Origin of the sequence: Methanocalculus alkaliphilus (assembly GCF_024170505.1) — an archaeon.
GTDB classification, from domain to species: Archaea; Halobacteriota; Methanomicrobia; order Methanomicrobiales; family Methanocorpusculaceae; genus Methanocalculus; species Methanocalculus alkaliphilus.
Map to the genome: position 1 here is coordinate 45385 of NZ_JALJYG010000010.1, position 26698 is coordinate 72082.

31 protein-coding genes, 1 tRNA gene and 1 rRNA gene are annotated in these 26698 nt (G+C 53.5%); 22 read left to right on the plus strand and 11 right to left on the minus strand.

Annotated features, from left to right (window positions below):
* Positions 1-286: 286 nt before the first annotated feature.
* Positions 287-1384 carry a hypothetical protein gene (locus J2T58_RS07960; RefSeq protein WP_253488618.1) on the minus strand — a complete coding sequence of 366 codons (1098 nt, stop codon included), beginning with the start codon at positions 1382-1384 and terminating at the stop codon, positions 287-289.
* Between the two features lie 9 nt (positions 1385-1393).
* Positions 1394-2554: a tubulin/FtsZ family protein gene (locus J2T58_RS07965; RefSeq protein ID WP_253488619.1), complete on the minus strand. Its 1161-nt coding sequence runs from the start codon at positions 2552-2554 to the stop codon at positions 1394-1396.
* A gap of 121 nt (positions 2555-2675) precedes the next feature.
* On the opposite strand from J2T58_RS07965, the gene J2T58_RS07970 reads away from it, so the two are divergent.
* The 14 genes from J2T58_RS07970 (at position 2676) to J2T58_RS08035 (ending at position 13126) form a co-directional block, all read left to right on the plus strand.
* Positions 2676-3905 carry an NAD(P)/FAD-dependent oxidoreductase gene (locus J2T58_RS07970; protein WP_253488620.1) on the plus strand — a complete coding sequence of 410 codons (1230 nt, stop codon included), beginning with the start codon at positions 2676-2678 and terminating at the stop codon, positions 3903-3905.
* Positions 3902-4612 carry a glycosyltransferase gene (locus J2T58_RS07975; protein WP_253488621.1) on the plus strand — a complete coding sequence of 237 codons (711 nt, stop codon included), beginning with the start codon at positions 3902-3904 and terminating at the stop codon, positions 4610-4612. The genes J2T58_RS07970 and J2T58_RS07975 overlap by 4 nt, the downstream gene beginning before the upstream one ends.
* Positions 4596-5567 (plus strand): lysylphosphatidylglycerol synthase transmembrane domain-containing protein, encoded by a 972-nt coding sequence (locus J2T58_RS07980; RefSeq protein WP_253488622.1) that lies wholly within the window; start codon positions 4596-4598, stop codon positions 5565-5567. Before J2T58_RS07975 ends, J2T58_RS07980 begins: the two co-directional genes overlap by 17 nt.
* Positions 5554-7554, plus strand: a complete 2001-nt coding sequence (locus J2T58_RS07985) for a DUF2298 domain-containing protein (RefSeq protein ID WP_253488623.1) — start codon at positions 5554-5556, stop codon at positions 7552-7554. The genes J2T58_RS07980 and J2T58_RS07985 overlap by 14 nt, the downstream gene beginning before the upstream one ends.
* Before the next feature lie 117 nt (positions 7555-7671).
* A complete protein-coding gene (rpl7ae, locus tag J2T58_RS07990; protein ID WP_211530852.1) occupies positions 7672-8040 on the plus strand; it encodes a 50S ribosomal protein L7Ae in 369 nt (122 codons plus the stop codon).
* A gap of 7 nt (positions 8041-8047) precedes the next feature.
* Entirely contained in the window at positions 8048-8257 is a 210-nt protein-coding gene (locus tag J2T58_RS07995; protein ID WP_211530851.1) for a 30S ribosomal protein S28e, read from the plus strand.
* Positions 8258-8262: 5 nt separating this feature from the next.
* Positions 8263-8454, plus strand: a complete 192-nt coding sequence (locus J2T58_RS08000) for a 50S ribosomal protein L24e (RefSeq protein WP_253488625.1) — start codon at positions 8263-8265, stop codon at positions 8452-8454.
* Positions 8455-8459: 5 nt separating this feature from the next.
* Positions 8460-8909: a nucleoside-diphosphate kinase gene (gene ndk / locus J2T58_RS08005; protein ID WP_253488627.1), complete on the plus strand. Its 450-nt coding sequence runs from the start codon at positions 8460-8462 to the stop codon at positions 8907-8909.
* Between the two features lie 76 nt (positions 8910-8985).
* Positions 8986-9636, plus strand: a complete 651-nt coding sequence (locus J2T58_RS08010) for a MarC family protein (protein WP_253488629.1) — start codon at positions 8986-8988, stop codon at positions 9634-9636.
* Positions 9636-9845 carry a hypothetical protein gene (locus J2T58_RS08015; protein ID WP_253488631.1) on the plus strand — a complete coding sequence of 70 codons (210 nt, stop codon included), beginning with the start codon at positions 9636-9638 and terminating at the stop codon, positions 9843-9845. The genes J2T58_RS08010 and J2T58_RS08015 overlap by 1 nt, the downstream gene beginning before the upstream one ends.
* Positions 9846-10643, plus strand: coding sequence for a nitrilase-related carbon-nitrogen hydrolase (locus J2T58_RS08020; protein ID WP_253488633.1), 798 nt, complete (start codon positions 9846-9848; stop codon positions 10641-10643).
* Positions 10640-11329: a metal-dependent hydrolase gene (locus J2T58_RS08025; protein WP_253488634.1), complete on the plus strand. Its 690-nt coding sequence runs from the start codon at positions 10640-10642 to the stop codon at positions 11327-11329. Before J2T58_RS08020 ends, J2T58_RS08025 begins: the two co-directional genes overlap by 4 nt.
* Before the next feature lie 40 nt (positions 11330-11369).
* The gene (gene thrC, locus J2T58_RS08030) at positions 11370-12575 is read left to right on the plus strand and encodes a threonine synthase (protein WP_253488635.1); all 1206 of its coding nucleotides are present in this window, start codon (positions 11370-11372) and stop codon (positions 12573-12575) included.
* Entirely contained in the window at positions 12512-13126 is a 615-nt protein-coding gene (locus tag J2T58_RS08035; RefSeq protein ID WP_253488636.1) for a DUF5803 family protein, read from the plus strand. Before thrC ends, J2T58_RS08035 begins: the two co-directional genes overlap by 64 nt.
* 7 nt (positions 13127-13133) lie before the next feature.
* On the opposite strand, the gene J2T58_RS08040 is transcribed toward J2T58_RS08035, so the two are convergent.
* The 5 genes from J2T58_RS08040 to J2T58_RS08060 are packed head-to-tail and all read right to left on the minus strand — an operon-like array spanning position 13134 to position 16889.
* Positions 13134-14015 carry a thiamine pyrophosphate-dependent enzyme gene (locus tag J2T58_RS08040; RefSeq protein ID WP_253488637.1) on the minus strand — a complete coding sequence of 294 codons (882 nt, stop codon included), beginning with the start codon at positions 14013-14015 and terminating at the stop codon, positions 13134-13136.
* The gene (porA, locus tag J2T58_RS08045) at positions 14016-15170 is read right to left on the minus strand and encodes a pyruvate synthase subunit PorA (protein WP_253488638.1); all 1155 of its coding nucleotides are present in this window, start codon (positions 15168-15170) and stop codon (positions 14016-14018) included. It abuts the gene before it with no gap.
* Entirely contained in the window at positions 15171-15431 is a 261-nt protein-coding gene (locus tag J2T58_RS08050) for a 4Fe-4S binding protein (RefSeq protein WP_253488639.1), read from the minus strand.
* On the minus strand, positions 15431-15976 hold the full coding sequence (locus tag J2T58_RS08055) for a pyruvate ferredoxin oxidoreductase subunit gamma (RefSeq protein WP_253488641.1): 546 nt from the start codon (positions 15974-15976) through the stop codon (positions 15431-15433). The genes J2T58_RS08050 and J2T58_RS08055 overlap by 1 nt, the downstream gene beginning before the upstream one ends.
* Before the next feature lie 40 nt (positions 15977-16016).
* Positions 16017-16889, minus strand: coding sequence for a methanogenesis marker 12 protein (locus J2T58_RS08060; RefSeq protein WP_253488643.1), 873 nt, complete (start codon positions 16887-16889; stop codon positions 16017-16019).
* A 39-nt stretch (positions 16890-16928) separates the two neighbouring features.
* On the opposite strand from J2T58_RS08060, the gene J2T58_RS08065 reads away from it, so the two are divergent.
* Positions 16929-17864, plus strand: coding sequence for an NAD-dependent epimerase/dehydratase family protein (locus tag J2T58_RS08065; protein ID WP_253488645.1), 936 nt, complete (start codon positions 16929-16931; stop codon positions 17862-17864).
* Here J2T58_RS08065 and J2T58_RS08070 read toward each other — a convergent pair.
* Positions 17861-18739, minus strand: a complete 879-nt coding sequence (locus tag J2T58_RS08070; RefSeq protein ID WP_253488647.1) for a DUF368 domain-containing protein — start codon at positions 18737-18739, stop codon at positions 17861-17863. The genes J2T58_RS08065 and J2T58_RS08070 overlap by 4 nt on opposite strands.
* Before the next feature lie 62 nt (positions 18740-18801).
* Between J2T58_RS08070 and J2T58_RS08075 the strand changes: the two genes are divergently transcribed.
* From J2T58_RS08075 to J2T58_RS08095, 5 genes are all read left to right on the plus strand, one after another.
* Positions 18802-20022 (plus strand): cofactor-independent phosphoglycerate mutase, encoded by a 1221-nt coding sequence (locus J2T58_RS08075; RefSeq protein WP_253488649.1) that lies wholly within the window; start codon positions 18802-18804, stop codon positions 20020-20022.
* A gap of 226 nt (positions 20023-20248) precedes the next feature.
* On the plus strand, positions 20249-20863 hold the full coding sequence (locus J2T58_RS08080) for a hypothetical protein (protein WP_253488651.1): 615 nt from the start codon (positions 20249-20251) through the stop codon (positions 20861-20863).
* Positions 20864-20876: 13 nt separating this feature from the next.
* Complete coding sequence (locus J2T58_RS08085; RefSeq protein WP_253488653.1) at positions 20877-21998, plus strand: ORC1-type DNA replication protein; 1122 nt, start codon at positions 20877-20879, stop codon at positions 21996-21998.
* A gap of 62 nt (positions 21999-22060) precedes the next feature.
* Complete coding sequence (gene mch / locus J2T58_RS08090; protein WP_253488655.1) at positions 22061-23005, plus strand: methenyltetrahydromethanopterin cyclohydrolase; 945 nt, start codon at positions 22061-22063, stop codon at positions 23003-23005.
* Between the two features lie 112 nt (positions 23006-23117).
* Positions 23118-23191: transfer RNA gene (locus J2T58_RS08095), tRNA-Val, on the plus strand.
* Positions 23192-23404: 213 nt separating this feature from the next.
* Here the strand turns inward: J2T58_RS08095 and J2T58_RS08100 are convergent.
* The 3 genes from J2T58_RS08100 to J2T58_RS08110 form a co-directional block, all read right to left on the minus strand.
* Positions 23405-24334 (minus strand): SDR family oxidoreductase, encoded by a 930-nt coding sequence (locus J2T58_RS08100; RefSeq protein ID WP_253488657.1) that lies wholly within the window; start codon positions 24332-24334, stop codon positions 23405-23407.
* A gap of 87 nt (positions 24335-24421) precedes the next feature.
* Entirely contained in the window at positions 24422-25351 is a 930-nt protein-coding gene (locus J2T58_RS08105) for a DUF2156 domain-containing protein (RefSeq protein ID WP_253488659.1), read from the minus strand.
* Between the two features lie 9 nt (positions 25352-25360).
* Positions 25361-25798, minus strand: coding sequence for a GNAT family N-acetyltransferase (locus tag J2T58_RS08110; protein ID WP_253488661.1), 438 nt, complete (start codon positions 25796-25798; stop codon positions 25361-25363).
* A 271-nt stretch (positions 25799-26069) separates the two neighbouring features.
* Between J2T58_RS08110 and J2T58_RS08115 the strand changes: the two genes are divergently transcribed.
* On the plus strand, positions 26070-26291 hold the full coding sequence (locus J2T58_RS08115) for a hypothetical protein (RefSeq protein WP_253488663.1): 222 nt from the start codon (positions 26070-26072) through the stop codon (positions 26289-26291).
* Between the two features lie 316 nt (positions 26292-26607).
* Positions 26608-26698, plus strand: a 16S ribosomal RNA gene (locus J2T58_RS08120); the annotation flags it as partial.

Consider the following 26698-nt stretch of genomic DNA (forward strand, 5'->3'; position numbering starts at 1 on the left):
TCTGACGCTGTCCTCCACCACTCTCTGACGTCTCCATCTCTTTCTCCAAAGACAGCTCAATCTCGTCCTTTCCCCTGCTCAGGGAGAGATTACGACGAAGGAGCCTCATACCCATTGTCTATTGTGCTGATGGATCAACAAGATACCATCATGATTACCAGAAGAGTCGTGGTAAAGAAGAGATCGAAAAAAAGCTCATGATGCCCATACGGGCAACAGGCATACAAGATGAAAAAGGGGGGTTATTTCCCAGGTTTTTTCTTATACCAGTGATTTGGCTGTGCAGCTATCCAAGTTCATCCCAGGCACGCCGCTTCTTTATAACAACGAATCCGATCACTCCGATGATCGCACCCCCGACGATGATCCAGAGGAACGGCTTGCCCGGATCAACAACGGCGGGGAGAGATTCAATATCCTCTCTCAGATCACGTGCTTCCTGAAGCACTCTCTCCCCATCCGCTACTGCATCCCGTGCCTGGGTCTGGGCCCGTGCATAATTTCCGGTCTCGTATGAGTCTTTTGCCGTATCAACAAGATTTTTGATACTCTGCCGCTTGGAGGTGAGCAGGATGACACGGGAGTCGCTTGCTCTTCCTCGTTCATTTGAGAGATAGTCGATGATACCATCGATCTCGGCAACGTATCCTTCTGCTTTGCTGATAGAGTGCTGGACGATCGTCTGTTCGAGGAGAGTCTCTGCCTCTGCGATCTGTGTCTGTGCAGCGTTCAAATGTGTCTGTGCAGTTGCAACATTCGCTCCGGCGGCCTCCGCACTCTCAAGGGAGACTTTTGCAGCATTATATTTTGTATCAATATTTGCAGTATCAACCCCGTCGTCATGAGCATTGTCGATAGCTGTTTTTAATACCTGCAAATCTGACTTTGCTGAGACAATTCTGGTTTGTACTTCTGCCGGATTAATGACCGTTCTGGTTACGAGGAACTCTTCCCGAACATTATCAGAAGAACCGAGCTGGCGAATTCGAATAATGGATTTATCCCCGGTTGTCGATACTTCCGGCACTGTTCCTTCAAGGTTGACACGAACACTCACATCGAACGGGTAATTAAGCTCCCAACCCGATATTCTTGTTGTCCTGAAACCTGTCGGTTGACGTGGATTATCGATCCCATCAAGAACAATTGTATAGGTCCACCGTGGAGAGTCGAGATCTGTAAAGAGCTGTAAGGAATTATCATCCGGGATGGTAGTTCCATCTGTATGTTTAAAGCTGACAGTTGTATCGATGGTCAGTTTCGTTCCGGGTGCCAGATCTCCAGTTGGTATGCCTGATGGCGGCTGAACCGTAAAGGCAGAAACCGATACGGCACAGAGTGCCAGGAAGGCGATAAGTATCAGTAATAATCGTCCTTTTTTCATATTTTCTCCTCACTCAAAGAGCGGATCAATGGCATCTTCAAACATCGTCGACTGCCGCTCCTTGGATCTGATGACGTCCTGTTTTGTCTCTTTTGCTACTTCAAGCAGTTCGGTGATCCGGGGGGCATTCCCGATCGTGGCGAGGACGACGACAGCTGCGATGTATGTCGAATCGACAGGATAGTCGCCGCCTCTCACCTCAACCCCTGCAATGTTCTCTTCGACCCATGACTTTGACTTCTCAACACCTTTTCTGTCAAGTTCATCGGGTGGTCCGGCAACCAGAACGAGCGCACGTTCGGCGGTTGTGTAGTCACAGGGAAGGGTCAGGCGGCCGAGCATGGCTCTTCGTATAAGTCCGATGATCTTCGCGGACTTATCCTCTCCGGTAAGGAGATTCTCTCCCTTATCCTTCCGGGTAAATGCTGAGAAGATACTCTTCTTGGGTTTGCTCTTTGTGATCACATCAGAGATTGCATAGCCGATGGTTGAGATGCCACCGCCCCTGAGGGTGTTGATGATCTCAGACGAATCCACGACCATCTCACCAACACCCAGCTTTCCAACCTCTCCCGCACGGAAGAGAACTCCGAACCGGCGGACCAGCTCTTCATTCAGACGCTCATATGCGCTCTTGACGCTCTCCCCTTCGTTCTTCCACGCACTGTTATCGAAGATGAAGGTGTTGTCAGCTTCATTGACAAGGGTGGCAAGACTGCGGGCGGCATTATACGAGTAGAGTCGCCCTTCTTCGGGGGCTGGAATCATTCCGAGGGCATAGACCGGTTCCCTGTAGATGCGTTTCAGGTGGCGGCAGAGCACCGGGGTTCCCCCGGATCCCGTTCCACCGCCCAGGCCGGCGACGACGACGAAAGCATCGATATCATGGGTTCCTCTGGTGTCGATCGCATTGATGATGGTGTCGATCTCGTCCGCTGCGATCTTGGCACCGGTCACATTATCGGTCCCCACACCGTGCCCTTTAACCACAGTCTGGCCGATAAGGAGACGGTCTTTCATATCGATGTGTTTCAGGCCCATCAGGTCGGTTCGTGCCGTATTTACGGCAATACCACGGAAACTGCCATACTGGAGTTTCCGATCCATGGCAAGGAACATATCAACGATCTTCCCCCCGGCCTGTCCGAATCCGATGAAAAATACTCGCATTTAGATGACACCATCCATACTAATGATTTTACCTTTGGTATCCTCACTATATATGACTTCTTAGTTTATTGGGTTAAGAGATTCAAAAACTTTCTTATGCTCCTGATAGCACAATTATTACATGCATATCTGCGTAATCGGTGGAGGACTCACCGGCCTTTCGGCGGCACTACGGCTCTCCGGAGATCATACGGTGACTGTTCTTGAGATGGATGAAGAGCCCGGGGGGTGCCTCTCATCCTATCGGCTCCCTGATTACGCGATCGAGTCGCTGTACCATCACTGCTTCTCCGGGGATCGGCATCTGCTCTCTCTTATAGATGAGCTTGGTCTTACTGACCGACTCGAATGGCTGAAAGGGAGTACCGGATACATGGTCGGAGGGAGGATCTCACCGCTCACTACTCCGTTTGAAATTCTTCGCTACCCTCATCTCTCTCTCTTTGAGAAGATCCGGCTCGGTCTCTTTGTTCTTGGATCAAAGAATACGGATTACAAAAGCCTTGATGAGATCCCGGCAGAGAGATTCATCCGGGAAAAACTGGGTGATCAGATCTATCGTTCCTTCTTTGAGCCGCTCCTCAGGTCAAAATTTGGAGAGAGGCGTTCGGAGGTCTCCGCTGCCTGGCTGATGAGCAGGATAGCAATCCGATCTGATCGTGGATCAGAGGGTGAACGGCTCGGCTATCTTCAAAATGGGTTTGCAGAGCTCATCGATGCTCTCCTCCTGAGGCTGGATGAGATGGGCTGCATGGTGCAGACAGGCCACCGGGTCTCCTCTCTTGAGGCAACAGAAAATGGATGGCTGGTGGATGGTGAGAGGTATGACTGCGTCATATCAACCCTTTCTCCACAGGAGACGGGGCGTCTCTCCTCTCTTCCCCTTTCACCTCTTCCATACCAGGGGTCTGCCTGCCTCACCCTTGCAACATCCTCCGATCCGACGGAGGGGATCTACTGGGTGAATATCGGAGATTCTGCCCCCTATGGTGCCGTGATTACGCATACAAACCTGGTACCGTTTGAGAGATATGGAGAGCATATTGTCTACATCGCATCCTACTTCTCAGGAGACCCTCCGGCAGATTGTGAGGAGCTCTTCCTCTCGGACTTCTGCTCCCGCTTCTCGGTTCCGAGATCCTCGATCCATTGGCACCGCCTCCGCATCGAGCAGTATGCAGGCCCCGTCTATCTGACCGGATATCGTTCAATGATACCAGATCAGAATCCTGCCCCTGGTCTCTTCATTGCAGGGATGTTTTCGTTTGAGAATTATCCGGAACGAAGTATGGATGGATCCGTTGCAGCGGGCGAGGCGGTTGCCCAATCTGTTATGGGGTGGTTGTCATGATGGAGGTATCAGCGGTCATTCCCGTGTTTAATGACAGAAAGGCACTTGAAAGAGCAATTCCTGAATCTATCCGGCGACTTGAGGAGATCACCGGATCATTTGAGCTTCTCATTGCCGAAGACGGCTCCAATGACGGGAGTGCTGAATATGTCCGTTCATGGGAAGAGCGCGATCCCCGTGTCCGCCTCCTTCATGCCGATGAACGGCTCGGACGTGGCCGTGCGCTGAATCGTGCGTTTGCGGAGTCACAAGGAAAAATCTTCTGCTATTATGATGTTGATCTTGCAACCGATATGGTACATCTTGCCGATCTCATTGGTGCCATCCGTGATGGCTGTGCTATCGCAACCGGATCCCGACTGATGCCGGATTCGGCAATCGATCGGGGCCATGGGCGTGAGATTGCAAGCAGAGGGTATAACGCCCTTGTCCGTTTCTTCCTGGGAAGCCGCCTCTATGATCATCAGTGCGGCTTCAAGGCATTCTCCCGGGATCTCCTCACCTCCCTCCTCCCCGCTGTCCAGGCACCACACTGGTTCTGGGACACCGAGATCCTTGTGCTTGCAGAGCGTGCAGGGTACCGTGTCTGCGAGTTCCCCGTTGTCTGGAGGCAGGGTGAGCAGACAACAGTGAAATTCTCCGATGTAACCGGAATGGGATCAGACATCCTGAAACTCTGGTGGCGCCTCCATGCTTCGAAAGATTAGTACCGTCATTCTTTCAACGCTCCTTGCGGCTGGATTAATCATTTTTCTCCTCTCCCGTGTATGGGATGAACTTCTCATCACGCTCCATGAAGCAGATCTCCGGTTTCTCCTTCTTGCAACTCTCATCTGCCTTGCTGCCTGGTACCTTCGGGGCTGCCGGTACCGGTTCATCCTCTCCCGACTCTCAATAGCAGTCGGGGCCATCTTCTCGACAGCCTGTATCTTTGTCTCCCAGACGGCAAATCTGATCATCCCGGCACGGCTGGGGGATCTCATCAGACTTCTGATCCTCAGGCATGAGAAGGGGACGACCTACTCGACCGGTCTCTCCTCCCTCATCGTTGAGCGTGTCTTTGATATCATCACCATCGCCCTTATCGGTGCAATTGCGCTTCCGTTCGTCGTCACCCAGGCGACATGGTTTTCAACGCTCATCGGTGTTACACTGCTTGGAGGGCTTCTCTTCATCATGGTTCTCCTCTTCTCCGGAAGATTCTCTTCGGAGAACCGTATTTTTGGAAAGATTCTGAAGATCCTGGATGAGATCCGCACCGTCTCAGGAACCACATCTGCCCTCGCGATTCTTTCAGTCTCATCCATTGCCATCTGGATCATCGACTGTATCATCTGTGCGATGGTTGCGATGATGTTTGGAGAAGTGGTACCCTTTCAGGTGATCGTTTTAGCCATTGTCATCGGCAACCTCGTCAAGGCTGTTCCGATTACCCCGGGCGGTGTTGGTACCTATGAGCTTGCTCTTGCCCTGACATTTGAGCTTGCCGGGGTTACACCGGGAACGGCGGTTCTTATTGCCATCATCGATCATCTCATCAAGAATCTGGTGACGCTTGCAGGCGGGGTCGTTTCCATCTACTACTTTGGGGAATGGACGCTTGCATTATTGAAGCGGGCATACTCAGGGGATATCAGGGGAGAGATCAATGGTCGGAGCTGAAGCCCAGGTACTGACGGTCATCCTCTGGCTCATTGCCCTGAAAATACTTCAGATATCGATCTATCCCCTCCTCCGACCCACCCTTGGCGAGATCGCCTACCCGCTCTCTTATCCCCTCTCACTCCTTGCATTTACCCTCTTCTCATGGTATGCAGGTCTGCTCCATCTTCCGGTACAGCTTGCGGCATTGTTCTTTCTTCTCCTCGGGTCTGTCATGCTCATCCGTAAGGAGTATGTGCCAGAGGATCTGAAGCGAAATCTCAGATGGGATGCGGTCTTCCTTGCCGGATTCCTCTATCTCCTTGAGATCCGGTTCTTCAATCCATCGATCTCGTTTGCTGAGAAGTTCATGGACCACGCCTTCCTCGCCTCGGTGATGAGAAACCCGGTGGTTCCGCCTCCTGACCCCTGGTTTGCGGGGGGGGATCTCTCCATCTACTATTATCTTGGTCACTGGATGGCCGGGGCACTTGGTATCACAATTGGCGGAGAGTCGGTTGTCGTCTTTAACCTGATGCTCCCGACCGTCGCAGGTATGGCGGTCGTGGCTGCAGCGGCTCTTGGGTATCTCCTGATCCCGCGATACTTCTACCTTCCTGCCGCCGTCCTTCTGATCCCAAACCCTGCTGCGGTCTGGCATCTGATCGCCGGCACCCCCGTTGATGTACTCCCCTGGGAGAGCACCCGTGTCATCACCGGGACAATCACTGAATATCCTCTCTTCTCCTTCTTCTGGGGTGATCCTCACGCCCATATCCTCGGTATCTTCAATCAGATACTCTTCATCACCCTCTGTATGGTCCTCTATCTCGGATATGGCGACCTCTCTCTTCGATCCCGTTATGTTCTTGCTCTCCTTCTGGCCCTCTCTCTTGGTACCATGCCGGGGGTGAACTCCTGGGATGTCCTCCTCTATGCTCCCTTCTACTGCCTGATCGCACTCCTGACCGGCATCCGGTATGCAGGGTGGGATCTCCGGGGGTGGCTGCCGCTCCTTTCTGTCCCTCCCCTCTCCATCCTTCTGTATGCGCCATTTCTGGCTGCGATTGAGGGGGCAGGAATTCTTGGGGTGGGTATTGTGCCAGAGGGGAGCAGCCTCGTGGAATTCATCCTGGTGCACGGATTTTTCCTTGCCATCTTTCTTATGTATGGGTTGAAGGATCTGAGCCGGTATCCCTGGCTCCTGGCGCTCCCCCTCCTCGGCCTTCTCACCGGATATGGGGCGGCAGGTCTTGCCGGCATGGTACTCCTGCTCCTTGCGGTACGGCGATCCGGCCGGCCGGAAGAGATCCTCGGGATGGCAGGCCTTGCTGTCATCATCTTCTGTGAACTCATCTATCTGAAGGATAACATGGGGGAGTTCTACTACCGGATGAATACCGTCTTTAAGTTCTCGATGGTCGCCTGGGTGATGATGGGGCTTTCAACAACTATCATCATCGGCAGGTGGCTCTCCCGGCAGACATGGCCATGCGCCCTTCCACCATGGGCTGTCCGTTCTGCTCTGGCAGCAGGCATCCTGTTCCTGATTGTGATCCCCCCGTTTACCCCGCTCACCTATGGATATGCCACGCAGACCCTCGATGGATCAGCATGGCTTCAGGAAGCGCATCCGGGCGATGCAGCGGCGATCACGTATCTCCGTTCCCTTGACGGGGATCTCCGTATCATTGAGGCTGTCGGGGAGGGGTACTCCTATGCAGGGCGGATCTCCTCGTTTACAGGGATCCCGACGATCCTTGGATGGCAGGGTCATGAACTGGTATGGCGGAGTAATGAAGATGGATGGTATGGCAGGCGGATCGCCGATGTCCGCTCTATCTATCAGGATCCTGGGCGATCCCTTCCTCTCCTTGAAGAGTATGGTATTACGCACCTCATCGTCGGACCACTTGAGAATGAACGATACAGGGTTCATCTCCCGGATGAAGGGCTTATTCTTGTCTTTGAAGCGGATGGGACATTGGTCTATGAGGTCGCTCCCTGATCAGATGAGAACAACCTTTATCCCCGTTCTCTTCATAATAATATGGTTACGCCAGCATCGGTTCCTGAACCGCTGATGAGTGATGAGGGAGGATATTCCTCCTGAATGAGGTGAGTTATGTCAAAGATGTACCAGAAATTTGAGGTTCCCGAAGAACTTCAGAATAGTGCGCTTGAAGCGCTCGAGCTTGCACGTGATACCGGAAAGATCAAGAAAGGATCAAACGAGGCAACAAAATCTGTGGAACGCGGCATCGCCCAGCTTGTGCTGGTCGGCGGAGATGTCGAGCCGGAAGAGATTGTGATGCACCTCCCCCCGCTCTGCATGGAGAAAGAGATTCCATTCATCTTCATTACCAAACAGTCCGAGATCGGTGCCGCTTGTGGTCTTGATGTCGGATCAGCAGCAGTTGCAATCGTTAAATCCGGAAAAGCCAAGGATCTCGTTGAAGAGATTGTAACAAAAGTTACTGCACTGAGAGGCTGAGTGTTCTATGGCTGATAATGGAACGCCGGCAGAAGTCATCGAAGTGATCGGGCTTACCGGGATGCACGGTGAGGCATCCCAGGTGAAGTGCAGGATCCTTGATGGCCCAAACAAGGGGCGGATCATCACCCGCAATACCTTCGGTCCAATCCGGGAGGGTGATATCCTGATGCTCCTTGAGACTGAACGTGAAGCGAAGAAGCTCTCGAGGCGGTGAGCAGGATGGTCGAGAAGTACACCTGCAGTTTCTGTGGCGATCAGCTCGAACCAGGTACTGGTAAACTCTTCGTCCGCAAGGACGGCGCGATCTTCTACTTCTGCTCCTCAAAGTGCCAGAGCAACTACAGGCTCCGCAGAGTTCCGCGCCGTGTCGAATGGACCGCAGCAGGCCGTAAGGCCCGTGGCAAGGAGTGATCCTAATGGAACGCTCCTTTGTGATGATTAAACCTGATGGTGTCCAGAGAGGACTCATCGGTGAGATCATCTCCCGGTTTGAAAGAAAAGGCCTGAAGATGCTCGCTGCCAGATTCGAATGCCTCCCTGAGGACCGGGTTGCAGCACAGTACAACGAGCACCTTGAGAAGCCCTTCTTCCCCGGTCTCAAGACCTATATCATGAGCGGCCCGGTCTTTCTGATGGTCTGGGAGGGAAAGAATGCGGTCGGTATCATCAGGTCGCTTGTTGGTGCAACTAACCCCGTTGAGGCGGCTCCCGGGACCATCCGTGGCGACTTTGCAGTTGATATCGGCAGAAACGTCATTCATGCTTCCGATTCACCGGCATCAGGAGAGCGCGAGATTGCCATCCATTTCGGAAGCGATGATCTCGTAGCATATTCTGGTATCGCTGAGTCGATGCTGTACGAATAAGATCTATCACCTCCACACTCTTCTTTTTCATCCACTTCCAGAAATGCCTTAAACATAGAGGTTCAATCGTAGATCAATGGCTGATCTTCTGACCTTTGGGCTTCTCTCCCTTTCGTCACTCCTGATCATCGTCAATCCACTTGCAGTGGCACTTATCTATGTAAGCCTGACGGATATGATGGAGAAGACGGACCGGCTCAAAGTTGCATACGATGCAAGCCGTGTCGCTCTCCTTGTGGTGCTGACATTTGCAATAGCAGGGGGTTTGATCCTCCAGCTCTTCGGGATATCCCTTGAGGCGTTCCGGGTTGCAGGCGGCATCCTTCTCTTCGGGATCGGGATGGAGATGGTCTACGCAAAGACATCGCGGACGAAGATGACCGCCACCGAGAAGTATGAAGGGATTGATACCGATGAGGTCTCGATCGTCCCGTTGGCGGTTCCGATGATATCGGGTCCCGGCACGATCACAACAGTCATTGTGCTGATGAACGAGGCATCGTATCTTGGTATGTATGCATATGCCATCGTTATCCTTCTCTGCCCCTTCGTCATCGGGATCAGCTATTATATGATGAAGAACGCTGATATCATAACAAAATATATTGGCCCGAGGGAGTACCGTGTGATCGGGCGGCTGATGGGGATACTGTTGATCGCCATAGCTGTTCAGTTTGTCATTACCGGGCTCAGGACGGCGTTTCCGATCCTTGTTGGAGGTCTATAATGGTGCATATAAACGGGTTTGATCTCTTCTTCCTCTTCCTCGGGGGGTGTATGATCATCGGAGCAGGACTTGTCGGGCTGATGACACTTGGGTATGAGGTACACTACACTCCTATTGTACTCATCACAATCGCGATGCTTATTGCAATGGTCGCTGTTGTGGTCATCCTCACCGGGTATTTTTCAGGTAAGGAAGGGCGGGGGGAGTAGATGGAGGTCTGCCTGGCCCAGCTTGCATCCGTTATTGATGATCCGGATGCCAGTCTTCAGAAGGCTGATGGAGCAGTATCCGAGGCTGTCTGCCGGGGCGCTGATCTTATCGTCTTTCCTGAACAGTATGCCACCGGGTGGGATCCGAAATCCACTCGCCATGCCGAGGGTGATGACGGCCCGATTATAACCGGGTGGCGCCGGATCGCAGAGGAGTATGGTGCCTGGATTGCAGGGTCACACCGGGAACTATCTGGCAGCGGTGTGAAGAATACAACCCTCCTCATCGACCCCGATGGGGCGCTGAAGGGGCGATATGCAAAGATCCACCTCTTCACTCCCGGGGGGGAGGGAGAGCTGTATACAGCCGGTGACAGATTTGTTATCTGTGATGTCGCAGGTATCCGGGTTGGATGCGCCATCTGTTACGATCTCCGGTTTCCCGAACTCTTTCGGAAGTATGCTGATCGTGGGGCTGAGTGTATGATCGTTCCTGCGGCATGGCCGTGCAGCCGGCTGGATCACTTCCATCTCTTTGCCAGGGCACGGGCGGTGGAAAACCAGTTCTATATCGCTGCAGTCTGTACAACGGGGAAGACGCCTGTCGATACCTACTGTGGCGGCTCGTATATCGTTGATCCTGTGGGAGAGGTGATCTCCCGGGCGGGTGATGGTGAGGCTCTGATATCTGCCCCGATCTCATCAGATCAGGTTCGGAGGGTTCGCGAGGCGTTTCCTATGCAAAGAGACCTCAGGCGTGACATTTACATGGATATAAGCCCATATAATGGAGAATGAAAGGATCTGAGCACCTTGGTCTGTCACTTCTCTCCGGCGGACTGCTCTTCGTCCCCCTCCTCCCTCCCTCTCCTGTAACCTACATCATTCTCTTTTCGGGCCTTCTTACCGGCTCGCTGGCGCCTGATGCCGATGTCAGGCGCTCAGCCCAACATGGTCGCGGTGGGCCCTCTCTTCCTTCCATGATTTTTATGTATATCATCAGATATCTGATCTACTACCCCGCTTCTCTCATCTTCATGGCTGTCTATGGGAAGCGGTGCACACCCCGGCATCGGGGCCTGCTTCATTCACTTCCGGGCATAACCATCATGTCGGTTCTCATCGGCCTCTTCCTCCTCGCATCTGCAGGCTACTGTGGGATCTCCCCAAATGAGCAGATCCTCCTCTTTACTCTGGCATTCTTTTGTGGTGCCCTCATCCACCTAACCGCAGATACCTGTACATTTTCCGGGATCGGATGGCTCTTCCCCCTCTCCCGGAGGCGACTGTCAGGTACGATCAGAACCGGGGATCGGGATGATATCCGCCCCCTCCTCTACCTCTGCACACTCGGCCTTGCAGGTCTCTTCATCCTCTTCCTCCCGGCATACGGGGTCGTGGCGGATGACCTCTATCCGTATTCAGGGGCTGTTCTTCTTCCACTTCTCTGGCTCCTCTTCTTCGTATCGGCAGGTGTCCGGTGAATCCCTTCCCCTTATTATCCATCGGATCACATCTATACGCATGCATCGTCTCGTCTGCATCCATTGCCACACCCACTATCCACCGGATGCGATCATATACACCTGCTCTGCATGCGGCCACCTCCTGACGGTCGAGTATGATATTGATAGCATCTCTGTCTCACACTCGGATCTCCTCTCACGGCCGCTCTCGGTCTGGCGGTACCGGGAACTTCTCCCGGTCAATATTCCGCCGGTGACGTTGCAGGAGGGGGGCACACCTCTCTACCATCTCAAGCGGATTGGTGAAGAGATTGGCCTTAAAAATCTTTATGCCAAGCATGAGGGGATGAACCCGACCGGCTCATTCAAGGATCGCGGGATGACACTCGGTGTCTCGATGGCCATCCAGCTGAATATGAAGATGGTCGCCTGTGCCAGTACAGGAAATACCTCTGCCAGCCTTGCTGCATATGCTGCACGGGCAGGCATCCCTTCGGTTGTCCTCCTTCCTTCAGGAAAGGTTGCCATCGGGAAGGTTGCCCAGGCCCTGATGCATGGGGCGCGGGTTATATCGATCAACGGCAACTTCGACCGCGCCCTTGAGATGGTCCATGAACTCTGTATCTCGCATGGCATCTATCTTCTCAACTCGGTGAACCCATACCGGCTGGAGGGGCAGAAGACCATCGGATACGAGGTGATCGATCAGCTCGGCTATCTTCCGGATCGAATCGTCCTTCCCGTCGGGAATGCCGGTAATATCTCAGCAGTCTATAAAGGACTTACTGAATGGCGCGATCTCGGCTGGATCGATACGATCCCGAAGATGACTGGTATCCAGGCAGCAGGATCCGCACCTGTTGTCCGTGCGATCCAGGGCGATCTCCCTTCAGTGGTCCCTGATGCCTCACCGGAGACGATTGCGACCGCAATACGGATCGGCGCCCCGGTAAATGGTGAGAAGGCACTCATTGCCATCAGGAAGACCGGCGGTATCGCAGAGTCCGTGACCGATGAAGAGATCCTCTCGATGCAGCGGGACCTTGCCCGGCTTGAGGGGATCGGTGTTGAACCGGCTTCGGCCGCATCGGTCGCCGGCATCAGAAAACTCAGGGAGATGGGGATGATCGATTCTGACGAAGAGATCGTCTGTGTCGTGACCGGCCACCTCCTCAAAGATCCCCAGACGGTGATAGCTCAATGCAGTCCCCCCATCGAGATCGATGCAACATTGCCTGCCTTGCTCTCTGCCTTGCAGCTCTGATACTGATCGTTCCTGTATCTGCTCAGGATGCCGTATTTACGGTGTATGAGAACGGAACAGGGTACTCGGCAGTAATCGGGATAGTGGATGCCGAGGAGTACCGGTTCACAGAACCCGGCCTCCTCGGGGAAGCAGTTCCGATCCAGGCACGCAACATCAGTCTTACTGACGGTTCAGGAGACGTGGTACTCTCAGCAGATGAAGAGTCGAGGATCACCTTCCCGAGGGGGGATTATCTGCTCTTCTATGAAGGAACGCTCTCTGGTAACTCGTTTGCCGCCGTCTTTTCCGATCGGCATAATATCACGGTCTTTCTCCCGGAAGGGTATGATGTCAGAAACCCGCTCCTTGGATATGTGAGCCAGGGTGGAAAGACAACGGTCGTTGACGGGGGTCTTATGATCACCTGGGAGAAGACCCGGTATGCCGACATTCGTTATTATGATGAGACCAGGGAGGTCATCCTCTATGCTTTTGGAACCATCTGGATAATGCTGATGATCATTCTCCTCTTCGGCTATTATGCGATGAGGGTGAGTACAAAAGAGTAGTTGGGGTCTAAATATCGATCCCAAATTTTGCGGCATTTGCATCCGCGATCGCCTGGATCTTTGCGATCTCTTCTTCGTTTCTCTTTGGCTTGAAGAGGTGGCGGAACCGTTTCTGGACTGAGAGATACTCCTCGACCGGCTTCCTCTTCACCTTCTTCGCTTTCTTGACAACACCATTGATCATCTCATAGTTTACCCAGAGACCGGTCTCGATGGCAAGCTTTCCGACAGCCACCGTCTGATCACCCTCAAAGCCCCACCCGGTACAGCATGGTGCATGAACCTGGATATATGTGGCTCCGGGGGTGTTGACGGCAGTCTCAACCTTCTTCATGAGGTCGGTCGGGTATGAGAGTGAAGCGGTTGCGACATATGGTGATCCATGAGCGGCAAGGATAGCCGGAACATCCTTCTTTGCATGTTTGTTCCCCATCGAACAGGACCCTGCCGGACTTGTTGATGTGCTTGCATCAAAGGGTGTTGCCCCGGATCGCTGGATCCCGGTGTTCATGTACGCCTCATTGTCATAGCAGATGTAGGTGATGTCGTGGTTCCGCTCAAAGGCCCCCGAGAGGCAGAGCATCCCGATATCGACCGTTGCCCCGTCGCCACCGATGACAAGAACCTTCTCGCTGCGCCCCTGCCGTTTGAGTGAGGCCTCGATTCCTGAAGCGACGGCTGCGGCATTTTCAAAGAGTGAGTGGATCCAGGGGACCTTCCATGCTGTTTCCGGGTAGGGTGTCGTAAAGACCTCAAGACATCCGGTCGGGGAGACGACGATGACATCCTCCCCGGCGCCTTTGAGGATCATCCGTACAGCGGTTGCCGCACCGCACCCGCCACAGGCCCGGTGACCACACTCGAAGTTTTCAATACTTTTATCGACCATTTACAACAACTCCTCGCGCAGTCCATAGAACATATCTCCACTCCCCTGTTCGGCAAGTTTTGTTATCGCTCTGATGTCCTTCTTTCTGATATCTCTTCCACCAAGGCCGAGGATATAGTCATAGACCGCAATCGACGATCCATAGAGTACATCCTTGATCTCAAGGCCGACTGCACCCTTTGATCCAAGAGAGACGTTCTTGTCAAGAATTGCGACCGTCTTTACATGTGCAAGTGCGGCGGCGATCTCCTCGTCAGGGAATGGACGGAAGCACCGGATCTTCAGGAGCCCGACTTTGATACCGTCTTTTCGCATCTCATCGATTGCGTCTTTCACGGTGCCGCAGATCGATCCCATTGCAACAAGGGCGATCTCTGCATCCTCAAGCTCGTACCCTTCAATGAGTCCGCTGTAATCACGTCCAAACTGCTCTTTGAAGAGGGTTCCATACTTTACAATCGCTTCCTTGGCCCGGAGCATTGCCCGCTGGTTTTCGTAGCGGAACTCCATGTAGTAGTCCGGGGTGGCATACATCCCAAAGGAGATGGGATCTTTTGCATCCAGACGCTGGTATGGGTTGAAGGCGGGCAGATATGCATCGACCTCTTCCTGTGCCGGCATGTCGACCGGCTCATAGGTATGTGAGAGGATGAAGCCGTCAAAACAGACGAATGCCGGCAGGAGGATGTCATGGTCTTCACAGACCCGGTATGCAAGGAGATGGAGATCGAGTGCCTCCTGGTTATCTTCGGCATACAGCTGGATCCAGCCGGAGTCACGAAGTGAGATTGAGTCCTGCTGATCATTCCAGATGGAGAGTGGTGCACTCATCGCCCTGTTTGCGATCGTCATCACGATCGGGAGGCGCATCCCTGCTGCATTAAAGCAGACCTCAAACATCAGGGCAAGGCCCTGTGCTGTGGTTGCCGAGTAGGTCCGCGATCCGGCGGTTGAGGCGCCGATACATGCGGAGAGTGCGGAGAACTCGCTCTCGACACAGATATACTCGGCATCCAGCTTACAGTCTGCGACCATCGAGGCGAGCGCCTCGACGATATGGGTCTGGGGAGTGATCGGATACGCGGAGACGACCTGTGGCCGGCAGAGCCTGACAGCCTCGGCGACCGCGTGTGATCCTTCAAGTATCTCTTTCATCTATTTCTCCTCTTTTTCCATGGTGATCGCGTCTCCGGGACACTCTTCAGCGCAGAGGCCGCAGCCTTTGCAGTAGTCGAGATCCGGCACATACTTCTTCTCGCCCTGCTTCTCAATACATCCCTCAGGGCAGAGGAGTATGCAGATCTCACAGCCGGAGCAGGTCTCTTCTGTAAAGATCGGGTAGAAAACCCGCCATGAACCTGTTTTATTATCCCTGCCCCGACCAGGGCGGGCAGTACATCCGACATTTAACGGCATTATGCATTCCCTCCCTTCACCATCTCAAAGGCTCTCTGGGCGGATCGTATGTTTGTCTCAGCGAGCCTGCCCTCGAATCTGCCGCGGATTGCGTCTTCAAGTGCAGAAAAATCGATTTCGCCGGTTGCTGCGGCAAAAGCCCCAAGCAACGCTGTGTTTGTGATCGGTAACCCGATCTCTTCAAGCGCGATCTTTGTGGCATCGATAGTGATCAGTTTGACACCCTCGGGTGCGTTATATCCGCCTGACTTCTCTGTGTTGACGATGGCAATCCCGCCCGGTTTCATACCGGCGAAGACATTGACGTCACGAATCAGTGTGCTGTCCTGGACGATGATGTAGTCCGGCTCATAAACCTGGCTCCGAAGGCGGATCGTCTCGTCACTTAGCCTGACGAATGCCTGTACCGGAGCACCACGCCGTTCGACACCAAAAGCGGGGAAGGCCTGGGCATATAAGCCACCTGCAAATGCTGCAACTGCAATCAGCTCAGCCGCGGTGACAGAGCCCTGCCCACCTCTTCCGTGGATGCGTAACTCTCTCAAGAATAACCCCGTATAATCTTACACGATTAATCATATAAATTTACACATCCACAGGAATTCCCAGTATTTCTCTTCGACCATCCGCGATATCCTCTGCGATCATCGAAAGGCCCCGCGAGGCGGACCATTCATCATAGGTTGCAACATCACGGCAGAGGAGCTGCCTCACCTCTCCGGCTATGGCGGGCGCACACGATCCGGCGAGTGCCACCTTCGCCTCCGGGGCAAGGAGGAGGAGGGATGCACACTCCATCGCAGCGAAGAGGGCAATCGTCGGGAGATGGAGATCTTCGGGGAGATTATCGGTCACTCCCGCATGCATGAATGCCTCATTTGCACTCTCAATACCTTCATCCACTCTTCGTATCGCATCCACATCCAGTGCGCCGTGGCGTGTGCCGGGGGCAAAGATACAGGCATCGAATCCCCCAATGATCCGTGATTCCCTGATGAGGAGGGTGACGGTATTGGAACTTGTATCCGAGACAACGAAGGTTTCTCCGAGATCCTTTGAGACTGCGTAGGCTATGCCGATCTTCTCAGGGCTTGTCTGATGTGAATAGACTTTGAACCGTGGATCGGTATCGGATCCCCGATGAATACCAGGGATGGCGACAGCGGGGATGCCGGAGGCGGCGATCATATCATAGACCCGGGTGCCGCCGCCGACATGCTCCCCCGCACCTTCGCGGGTAATAACCCCCCGGTTCTTCAACTTCTGTATATCGGTGATTGCGGTGAAGTTATCACCCATTGAGTAACAGAGAGCGATACCTTCAATCTCTTCAACCGGGCAGAGGCGGGTGAGATCATCGATCACAAAATCCCGCGCATCACTCCGACTCATCTTGAAACCTCCGGTTGCTGAGGCGAAGCGGATGGCTGTCGTTCCATGATCGATGCCGATGAACATAACGGTACTTCTATGGTCTATCTCCCCTATTAGTCTATAATGTTCAGTATCGTAACCGGTGGTGCCGGATTCATCGGATCTCATCTCGTTGATCTCCTCCTTGGGCGGGGCGATCGCGTCTGTGTCATCGACTCTCTCTCCAATGGGAATCGGGATCATCTCCGTGCCCATCTCAAACAGGGTGCAGTGGAGCTGATAGAAGCCGACCTCCTCTCTGATGGATGGCAGGGGGCATGCGCAGGTGCCGATCGGATCTTCCACCTCGCCGCCGATCCCGATGTCCGGGGGAGCGCAGAGACGCCCTGGTCGGTCTATGAAAATAACGTCACGGCGACGATGAAGGTGCTTGAGGCGATGCGGGAGCATGGCATCCCTGAGATATCGTTCACCTCAACCTCGACGGTCTATGGCGAGGCCTCAGTCATCCCGACACCCGAGAACTATGCGCCCCTGATCCCGATATCGGTCTATGGTGCGAGCAAACTTGCATCAGAGGCGATGATAGCGTCATACTGCCATACCTATGGGATGCGGGGATCGATCTTCCGCTTCGCAAATATCATCGGTCCCAGGAGTAACCATGGGGTGATCTTCGACTTTATCAGGAAGCTCCGGCGGGATCCCACGCGCCTTGAGATCCTTGGTGATGGAACGCAGACCAAATCATATCTAACCGTCGGCGCCTGTGTGGAGGCGATGGTGTATGCAACTGAACAGGGTCCGGATCGCTACAACTGCTATAACATCGGATCGACCGACTGGATCGATGTCGTCAGTATCGCAGAGATCGTTGTTGATGAGATGGGACTTTCTGATGTTGCCTTCTCATTCACCGGTGGTGATCGGGGATGGACCGGGGATGTCCCAAAGATGCTCCTCTCGATTGAGAAAATCCAGAGCCTTGGGTGGAGACCCCCGATCGGATCTGCTGAGAGTGTCCGCGAGGCGGTCCGGGCGGGGATCCTGGAGATCTAATCTCTCTTTTTGAGAATATGCTCTCTCTTCCCCTTTCTCAGATATTCGATCATACCAATGAGAAGTACTCCGGCGACACAGGCGGCGGCTGCACCCGGTGAAAAACCTCCGGCTTCTTCTATCCGCTCAATGAGAATTCGGGTCGAGCCGAGCATGAGGCCTGTTAGAAAGGCGAGCACTGCGGCAGTATAGCGATCAAGGAGGTAGCGGAGTACTCGTGAGAAGAGGAGGATTCCAACAACCCCTCCCGCGATGAATGTGATGATCTCAGGGAGTGAGACATCGCGGATCGCCTGAAGGAGATACTCATACTGGCCAAGGACGAGGGTGAGATAAGCGCCGGAGATGCCGGGAAGGATCATCGCACAGAGGGCGACCATACCTGTGATGAAGATCATCAGAAGTGAGTGATCAAATGAGCCGGTTGGGAGATCCCCGATCAGGTATCCGATAAGGAATCCTCCTCCGACGAAGAGTACCGCGAGGGTATTTCTTGATTTGACCTGCACCGCAATCAGTACTGATGATGCGACGATCAGCCCGAGGAAGAGGCCGAACGCCTCCGCCGGGTACCCTGTGAGGATATGGAGGATCATCCGTGACATCAGGAGTGCCGCGGTCCCGATCCCTGCAAGCAGGGTGATCAGGAAGAGCGGATCGGTTGCAAGAACATCTTTTTTGAATGAGCCGATATCACCGCGCAGAATATGCAGGAGTGACTGTGGGCGGACAGCTGCGATTGCATTGATGAGTCTGCCATAGATACCGGTGATGAAGGCCATTGTCCCCCCTGATACTCCGGGTATGATATCTGATCCCCCCATCAGGAGGCCGCGGAGGAAGATCCCAACAATATCTCTCGTATTCGATGTCAAGGTGGTATCTGATTGGTTCTATGGAGGCTTTTAATGATACGACACACAGATGTAGATCTACGATGCTTCCGGTTGATCGGTACGGGAAGGGGAGAAAATATCTCCTCATCCTCGGGGATGGTATGGCGGATGAACCACTCCAGGATCTTGGTGGCCTGACACCACTTGAGTATGCAGAGACTCCCAACATGGATGCAATAGCGCGTGAGGGCCGGATGGGTGCTCTCCGCACCGTCCCGCATGGGTATGAGCCCGGGTCTGATATCGCCAACCTCTCGGTTCTCGGGTATGATCCGGTCAGGCACTATACCGGACGGGGTCCTCTTGAGGCTGCCTCGATGGGCATTCCACTTGCACCTGATGATATTGCATACCGATGTAATCTGGTGACGATCCGTGACGGGGTGATGGAGGACTTCTCAGCAGGTCATATCTCAAGTGAGGAGGGTGGTGCGCTCCTTGAAGCGCTCAGAGATTCGCTTCCTGAGATTGATCTCTATCCCGGGGTGAGTTACCGGAACCTGCTTATCGCTCATCGGGCTGAAGGAGCAAAGACCGTACCCCCCCACGACATTGTTGGCAGGGATGCGGCCTCTTCACTCCCGAAAGGACCAGATGCAGAGCTTTTACGGCGCTGCATTGAGGTTTCCAAGGAGGTATTTACAGAACATCCTGTGAATCTGAAGCGCATGGAACGTGGTCTTCGTCCTGCAACATCCATCTGGCCATGGAGCGGTGGGAAAACCCCTTCGTTTCTCCCATTTTATATGAAGTTCGGCCTGAAAGGAGGTATCATCTCCGCGGTTGATCTCCTCTTCGGTATCGCGCGTCTTGCTGAGATGGAGGTGATCAGGGTTCCGGGTGCGACAGGATTCCTTGATACAGATTATCGGGCGAAGATACGCTATGCCCTGGATGCGCTCAAGCGCCTCGATTTCGTCTATGTTCATGTCGAGGCCCCGGATGAAGCAGGACATCTCGGCAGTATTGAAGAGAAGGTCCGGGCTATTGAACGGCTTGATGATGCGATCGGGATCGCACTTGACGAGTTTGATGGAACTATTGCCCTTCTGCCCGATCATCCGACCCCGATTCGGCTCAGGACCCATACCGCAGATCCTGTGCCCTTTGCCATCCTTGGAAAAGGAAAGGACAGAACCGAGCGATACTCGGAGAAAGAGGCGAAGAAAGGCTCCCTTGGGCTGATGCGCGGACCGGATCTCCTCCCGCTTCTCTTCTCCCGCAAGACCCTTGATGAGGATTCGGACTGGCTGCGCTTCTGAGGAGGATAATGATGGATGGAAACGGTTGCTGTTGGTTCTCTACTCTCTCACGACCTTATATCGTAACAGAGATGTTTGCAGAAAGGTTGGAAAGGTGGCATCAGATCCCTGCGTCATCATCTGGTGTCAGCGGGGGTAACTCTCATCATCTGCCTGCCTCTTTATGCGCTCTCCCAAAGTATGGTTCTTCCGCAAACCATATTCTTTCATGAGGGGATATTGAAGTATGGGTTCCCGCAGAGACATGACGATAGGCATCACGATTAATCTTGATAACTACGAGAATATCAGGCTTGATCTACGTGGTGAGATCGGATCAGATGAGGAGGCAGATGATCTCATCAGATCCATGGACTCTCTTCTCTCACGGATAGGGAGGGATGATCCTGCAACGGCAGAGCGAGTTGATCACTACCGGCGCCGTGTCTTTGGGTCTTTCCATCCTCATGAGGGGTCTGCGGTGCCATCAGCCTCCTGTCCGGTTACCGGGAGTCAGGATTTTTACCAGGATATGCCTTCCCGTGATCTCTCCGGAGATGACTATCCTGATCCCATGCCGATGGAAGCGGATGCGCATCTGGAAGGAAAAACTGAGCCTGAGAATGAAATCCCTGCTCCAGCCGGTGAAGAGTATCCTCCGGAGGCTGAAATTCCCGCTCCGGATATTGAGGGGCCCGATAATGGGCATACTGCTTCTGATGGGTCTGTAAAAGAGCCACAGACTGGTGGCTCAGTTCATACCTGTGAGGCCTGCGGGGTGGAGGTGAACAAGGTGCAACATGACGTAAGCCACCTCTTCATGAACCGGACACTCTGTAAGAAGTGCATGAACCAGTCCTGAGGGGGATTCTGTTGTGGTAAAGAGGCTGCTGATGTGGGATGAGACGATCTTTCGTGACCCTGAGGTCTTTGAGATGGATTTTGTCCCGGATCAGTTCTTCTTTCGTGAGAATCAGACTGCGGACCTTGCCTTTCAGATTCAGCCGGGTCTTCGGGGGGGCCGTCCCCTGAACTCCTTCTGCCGGGGCCCTCCCGGTACCGGAAAGACGACGACGGTGAAGAAGCTCTTTGCTGAGATTGAGGAGACGACGAAGAGGCTCGTTCCGGTCCATGTCAACTGCCAGATCGATAATACCAGGTACGCAATCATTGCAAAAGTCTATAAACAGCTTGCCGGCCATCCCCCTCAACCCTCGGGAACGAGCTTTAAGCAGGTGTATGAAGCCGTCTGCCGGCGTATTCAGAAGGAGGATATCGTCCTTATCATCTGCCTGGATGATGCCAATTATCTCCTTCATGACAATGAGATCAATAATATCCTCTATCCCCTCCTTCGTGCGCATGAGGCATATGAGAATGCCCGGGTCGGGTTGATCATCATCTTCTCGGATATGGATATTGACATTGCAGCTGCAGTTGATTCAAGGGTTGCATCTGTTCTCAGGACGACAGAGGTGCCTTTCCCTCCATATACTGCTGCTGAAGTGGAGGAAATTCTCAGGATGCGGGTTTCCCAGGGCTTTTACCCCAATGTCATCTCCGAGGATGTATTTCAGCTCGTTGTTGACAGAACGATGCGGGGGGGTGATCTCCGTGCCGGGATCGATCTCCTGAAAAGAGCCGGTTTTCTGGCTGAACGGGATGCGCGGAGGACGGTGACACGGGATGATGTCTGTAAGGCATATGAGGTCTCCCAGCGCTATCACCTCACCTCGATTCTACGGAGCCTCCGGGATGAGGAGAAGGCCGTCCTTGCGGTTATAGCAGAGATGAGTGGTGAGGGTGCCGGAACCGCCGCTGGTGAGGTGCATGCCGCTCTGAAGAAGGATATGAAGCTCAGCTACACCCGTTACTATGAGATCATCAGGAAACTGGATATGCTCCGTCTGATCAACCTCGATTATCGCATTGGAAGAGGAAGGACCCGGGTCATCTCTCTCCGGTATGATCCGGGGATTGTTCTCGATCTCCTTTGATGAATCAATTTGGCAACTCTTATCTATTCTCCACTACTCATTAGTGATGTTAGAGGGATTGTATGGTCAGTGTAAATGAACTTGGATTAAATCTCTTTGAAGAACTTGTAGAAATCTCCGATCTCCTCAATGTCGCCTACCACGAGCTTGATAACGGCTCACGGATTGTTGACTGTGGTGTTGGTGTGCCTGGCGGCTATGGTGCGGGCGAGTACTTCACCAGAATCTGCATGGGAGGTCTTGGCGAAGTCACCTACCGTATGGGTGAGATCAACCAGTTCCCCCAGCCGTTTATCGATATCAACACGGACTTCCCAGCCATCTCCTGCCTCGGAGCGCAGAAGGCAGGATGGACCGTGAAGGCCGGGAACTTCTTTGCGATGGGGAGCGGTCCTGCCCGTGCACTCTCGCTGAAGCCGAAGCACACCTACGAGGTCATCGAGTACGAGGATGAGTTTGACTCAGCCGTCATCTGCCTTGAGTCCGACACCCTGCCAAATGGCGAGGTTATGGAGAAGATTGCCGAGGCATGCAAGGTCGAGGTCGAGAATGTCTGCGCCGTCGTTGCACCGACCTCTTCGATCGTCGGATCCATTCAGGTGGCAGGCCGCTGTGTGGAGACTGCTGTCTACAAGCTGAACGAGCTTGGCTTTGACACAAAGAAGATCTCAGCAGCAATCGGTACCGCCCCGATTCCACCGGTCCGCGGCCCGAAGCTTGCGATGGGTGTCACAAACGATGCAACCATCTATTATGGCAGAATCTTCCTGACGATGAATGCTCCTGAGATTAAGGACTATCTCGGAAAGATCCCAAGCAACACCTCGAAAGGCTATGGCAAGCCCTTCAATGACATCTTCAAGGAAGCCAACTATGACTTCTACCAGATTGACACCTCGCTCTTCTCCCCTGCTGAGGTTGTCATCAACGAGCTCTCAGAGGGCGCAGTCTACCATGTCGGCGCTGTCAACCCTGAAGTGACACTGAAGTCATTTGGCCTCATCTGAAGAGCAAACAAACGAATGGAGGAGGGGTTTGGGTGAACTCTCCCCCTTCATTTTGGAGAAAGAAGATCGGCAGTCTTTAACTGTCTGCAGGGATAATAGGTATAGGCAGAGCGGGCTTGTGGTCTAGCTGGTCATGACGTCGCCCTTACACGGCGAAGATCTCCGGTTCGAATCCGGACAGGCCCATTCATCCTTAATTTTTGAAATATTCCTGAAATGGGTATATTTAGATCTTATCTTCAGTGGTCTTTTTCCCCGTAAGGTGCATGTGACTCTCTTCTGTCGCCGGAGTACGCAAAAAGAAGGGTTATCTGATGGCCCTGACTTTTGATTTTCAGGATGGGTCTCCAGGGCGGGATCTTCCACCTCGGCGGGGGGGTCTCTTCGCTCCCCTCTGCCCTACATCCTCTCCCTGAACCAGGCGACCGTCTCTTTCAGCCCCTCTTCGAGTGTATATGCCGGTTCAAAGCCAAACGCCTTCTCTGCCCTGGTAATGTCGGCGAGCGAGTCGCGGATATCACCCTCCCGCTCGTCTTCGTATATCAGCGGACGGCGTACACCTGTTATCTCCATGAGGGTTTCTGCGAGATCATTGAGGCTGATCCGCTTCCCGCAGGCGATATTATAAATGCCGATTGCATCGCTCTCCATTGCTTTCCGGTTGGCCTGGACAACATCGGCGATGTAGGTGAAGTCGCGGGTCTGGCCGCCATCGCCGTAGATGATCGGGGATTCGTTCTGCAGAAGCCGGGTGATGAACTTGGGGATGACGGCCGCATATTCCGAATTTGGATCCTGCCGGGGTCCAAAGACATTGAAGTACCTGAGGAAGACGGTCTGGATGCCATAGAGCTCTGAGAAGACCTTTCCATAATACTCATCGGTGAGCTTCGTTACCGCATACGGGGAGAGGGGATTTGGTACCATTCCTTCTTCTTTTGGGAGGGTCGGGGTGTCGCCATAGACCGAGGAGGATGAGGCAGTGACGACTTTGCGGACGTTATTTTCTTTGGCGGCGACAAGAACCTGCAATGTACCGGTGACATTTGCCTCGTTTGTCGTTATTGGATCTCTCACTGAACGGGGGACGGATGGTATGGCTGCCTGGTGGAAGATCCCATCGATCCCTTTGGTAATCTCATGCATCAGATCGGCATCGGTGATGTTCCCCTCGATGAAGGTCACATTCGGGTGGTTGATGAGATCCCGGATATTCTCACGCCTGCCTGTGGCGAAGTTGTCGATGATGGTAACTGTATGTTCTTCTGCAAGGTGGTCTGCAAGATTCGATCCGATAAATCCGGCCCCGCCGGTGATGAGGTACTGCATATATAGATTGTATCCTGCGGGCTTTATGATAGTTCGTAATTGTGTTGAAAAGAGGAGGGGGTGGGGTGTTGGCTGGTTATTCTCTTATTATCTGTTCCCGGAGAAGAGTTCAGCCCTCGCTTCCATATCTGCCCGTCGGATGTACCAGACCGGGGCCATATGATTCGGATGATATCTGCTCTTCGCCTCGCGGAGTCCCGGAGCACCCATGTCCGATTCACGGTTGATGAACCTGTATGTTCCCTGAACCGTCTTGGCCGTCCTCATGTTGATAACTTTATAGATGCCGTCAAATCCGGGGAGGGCCTTCTCAAAGTGAACGACGATCGTCTCAGGGTTCAACTCACCCCAGATCGCAATAGCTCCGATTCCGTCCCCCGTCCGGATGAGGATTCCACGACACTCAAGGTCACTAAAGTGATCGACGGAGTAGATGACTGCATCACGCTCATACGCAAGGATCGGTATCTCATCGCAGTGTTTCCATTCGCACCATTCATCAAGGAAGATCCGTACCTCGGCAATCTTATCCCTGGTGATCGCCTCGACTGTGTACTTCCGGCTTTTCACAAATCTGTTTATCTGGCCCCGGATGGTGACATACTTCTTCCCCGGCAGGTCGGCAAGATCCGAGGCGACGTAGACGTAATCGGCAAAGTCGCGATCCTCATGGATAGGGAGATCCGGGTAGAGCCCCTCTGTCCACTGACGGGTTGTCTCATCCAGCATCTGTACCGGGATCTCCCCTCCTTCCCGGTAAGCAAGAGAGAAGAGATCGTTGATGAGCCCATCATCCCGGGGGCCGATGGGGAGTCGAAATGTACGTTCCCCATTGACTATTGTCATGATGAGGAGTGAGTCATTCTGAATGGAATAGTGGTAATTGGCATAATGGTTCCAGCAGAGCATATTGATGGTGGTATTATCACTGTGAGTCTGGGGATATAACCGCAGATATCGCTCGATTGCATCCCTGCTCTCCAGCGTTACCGGTGAAAAATCATCTAAAGAGAGCATTTCTTCCTTTTATTTATACAGCATCGGGATATATTGTATCATCGGTTGGAACCCTATCCTCTCATAGAAGGGGTCTGAGCCGGGTTCTGCAATCAGTCCGATCCAGCCGATGCCATCTTCCGCGCAGAGATCAATAAGATGCCTGACTATCTCCACTCCGATGCGGCATCTCCGGTACTGCCTGAGGACAACAAGATCCTGAATGTAGGCATCCGAGACTCCGTCAGATATCGTCCTTCCCATACCTACGGCAGAGCCGGTTCTCTCATCAACGGCGACGACGAACCGGTGGCTTCCCAGGATGATTGCAGGTATATTGCCTGCGTCGTAGTTTTCGTCCCACCATCCCGCCTCACGGTAGAGGTGGACGATCTCCTCAGTATCCCATTCGGTGACGGCATACAGTGCTATGGCCGGTCGCCGCCCCTGCGTTGAACCTTCAGTCATGGATACCACTCTTTTCAGCGATGCAAGAGAGATTAATGTATCCCGCATTCAGATGATGGCTATCGAAAGATCGGTGGGGGTGACTCTCCAGTGTTCGGGGAATTCTGGATGTGGCGAGAGGGCTTCTCTCACCCTTATCAAATCTGACTATCTGCGCGTCATCGCCATTGAGCTTCAGAATCTGATTCCATTACGGATTTTTGGTGGGGTTTCCTTGATCCGGGATCAGTTCTGCTCTGTCCGATCCTCTCGAGTAACCGAACCTTTATCAGTGCGAATAGCATTCTATGTAGAGTCGCAGGGGGCGGGAGGGCGCCGCGACGGGGCACTGCTCCGCGTTAAAGCGCCCGAACCAGCCGCAATCCGGAGCATATCCGGGATTTCGGCATCCCGCCTCCGACCGGGCGCAGCACCCTCTCAGGGGGGTCTGTGCCACCGGGTCCCGGTGCTGTATATGCCGGGGCTCGTCAGGGTGGTGGGTGTGATCCGGTAACGTTGTCCTTCGGGGCGGAAACCTATATATCCTCACACCGCTAACATGTAGAATCTGCGCAGGAGATGCACCAGCGTCTCCGGATGCAGAACGCAGGGGTTAAATACTCGCTCTGCGTATAGAATAAACCCGAGATATTCTCAGTGGAGAACCGATGCGACCCGGCTGTGACCGGTGTCGGTTCTGACGTTGGCTGTGGTAATGCGGACATTCATTGAGTGACCGCTGATTCCGAAAGTAAGTAGTACGTGAGTACTGATGGTATCAGGGATGATATCGTCGTAAGCCAAGATCGAAGTGTGCTTTTATAATTAACATTCTGGTTGATCCTGCCAGAGGCTATTGCTATCAGGGTTTGACTAAGCCATGCGAGTCGAGAGGTGAAAGACCTCGGCATACTGCTCAGT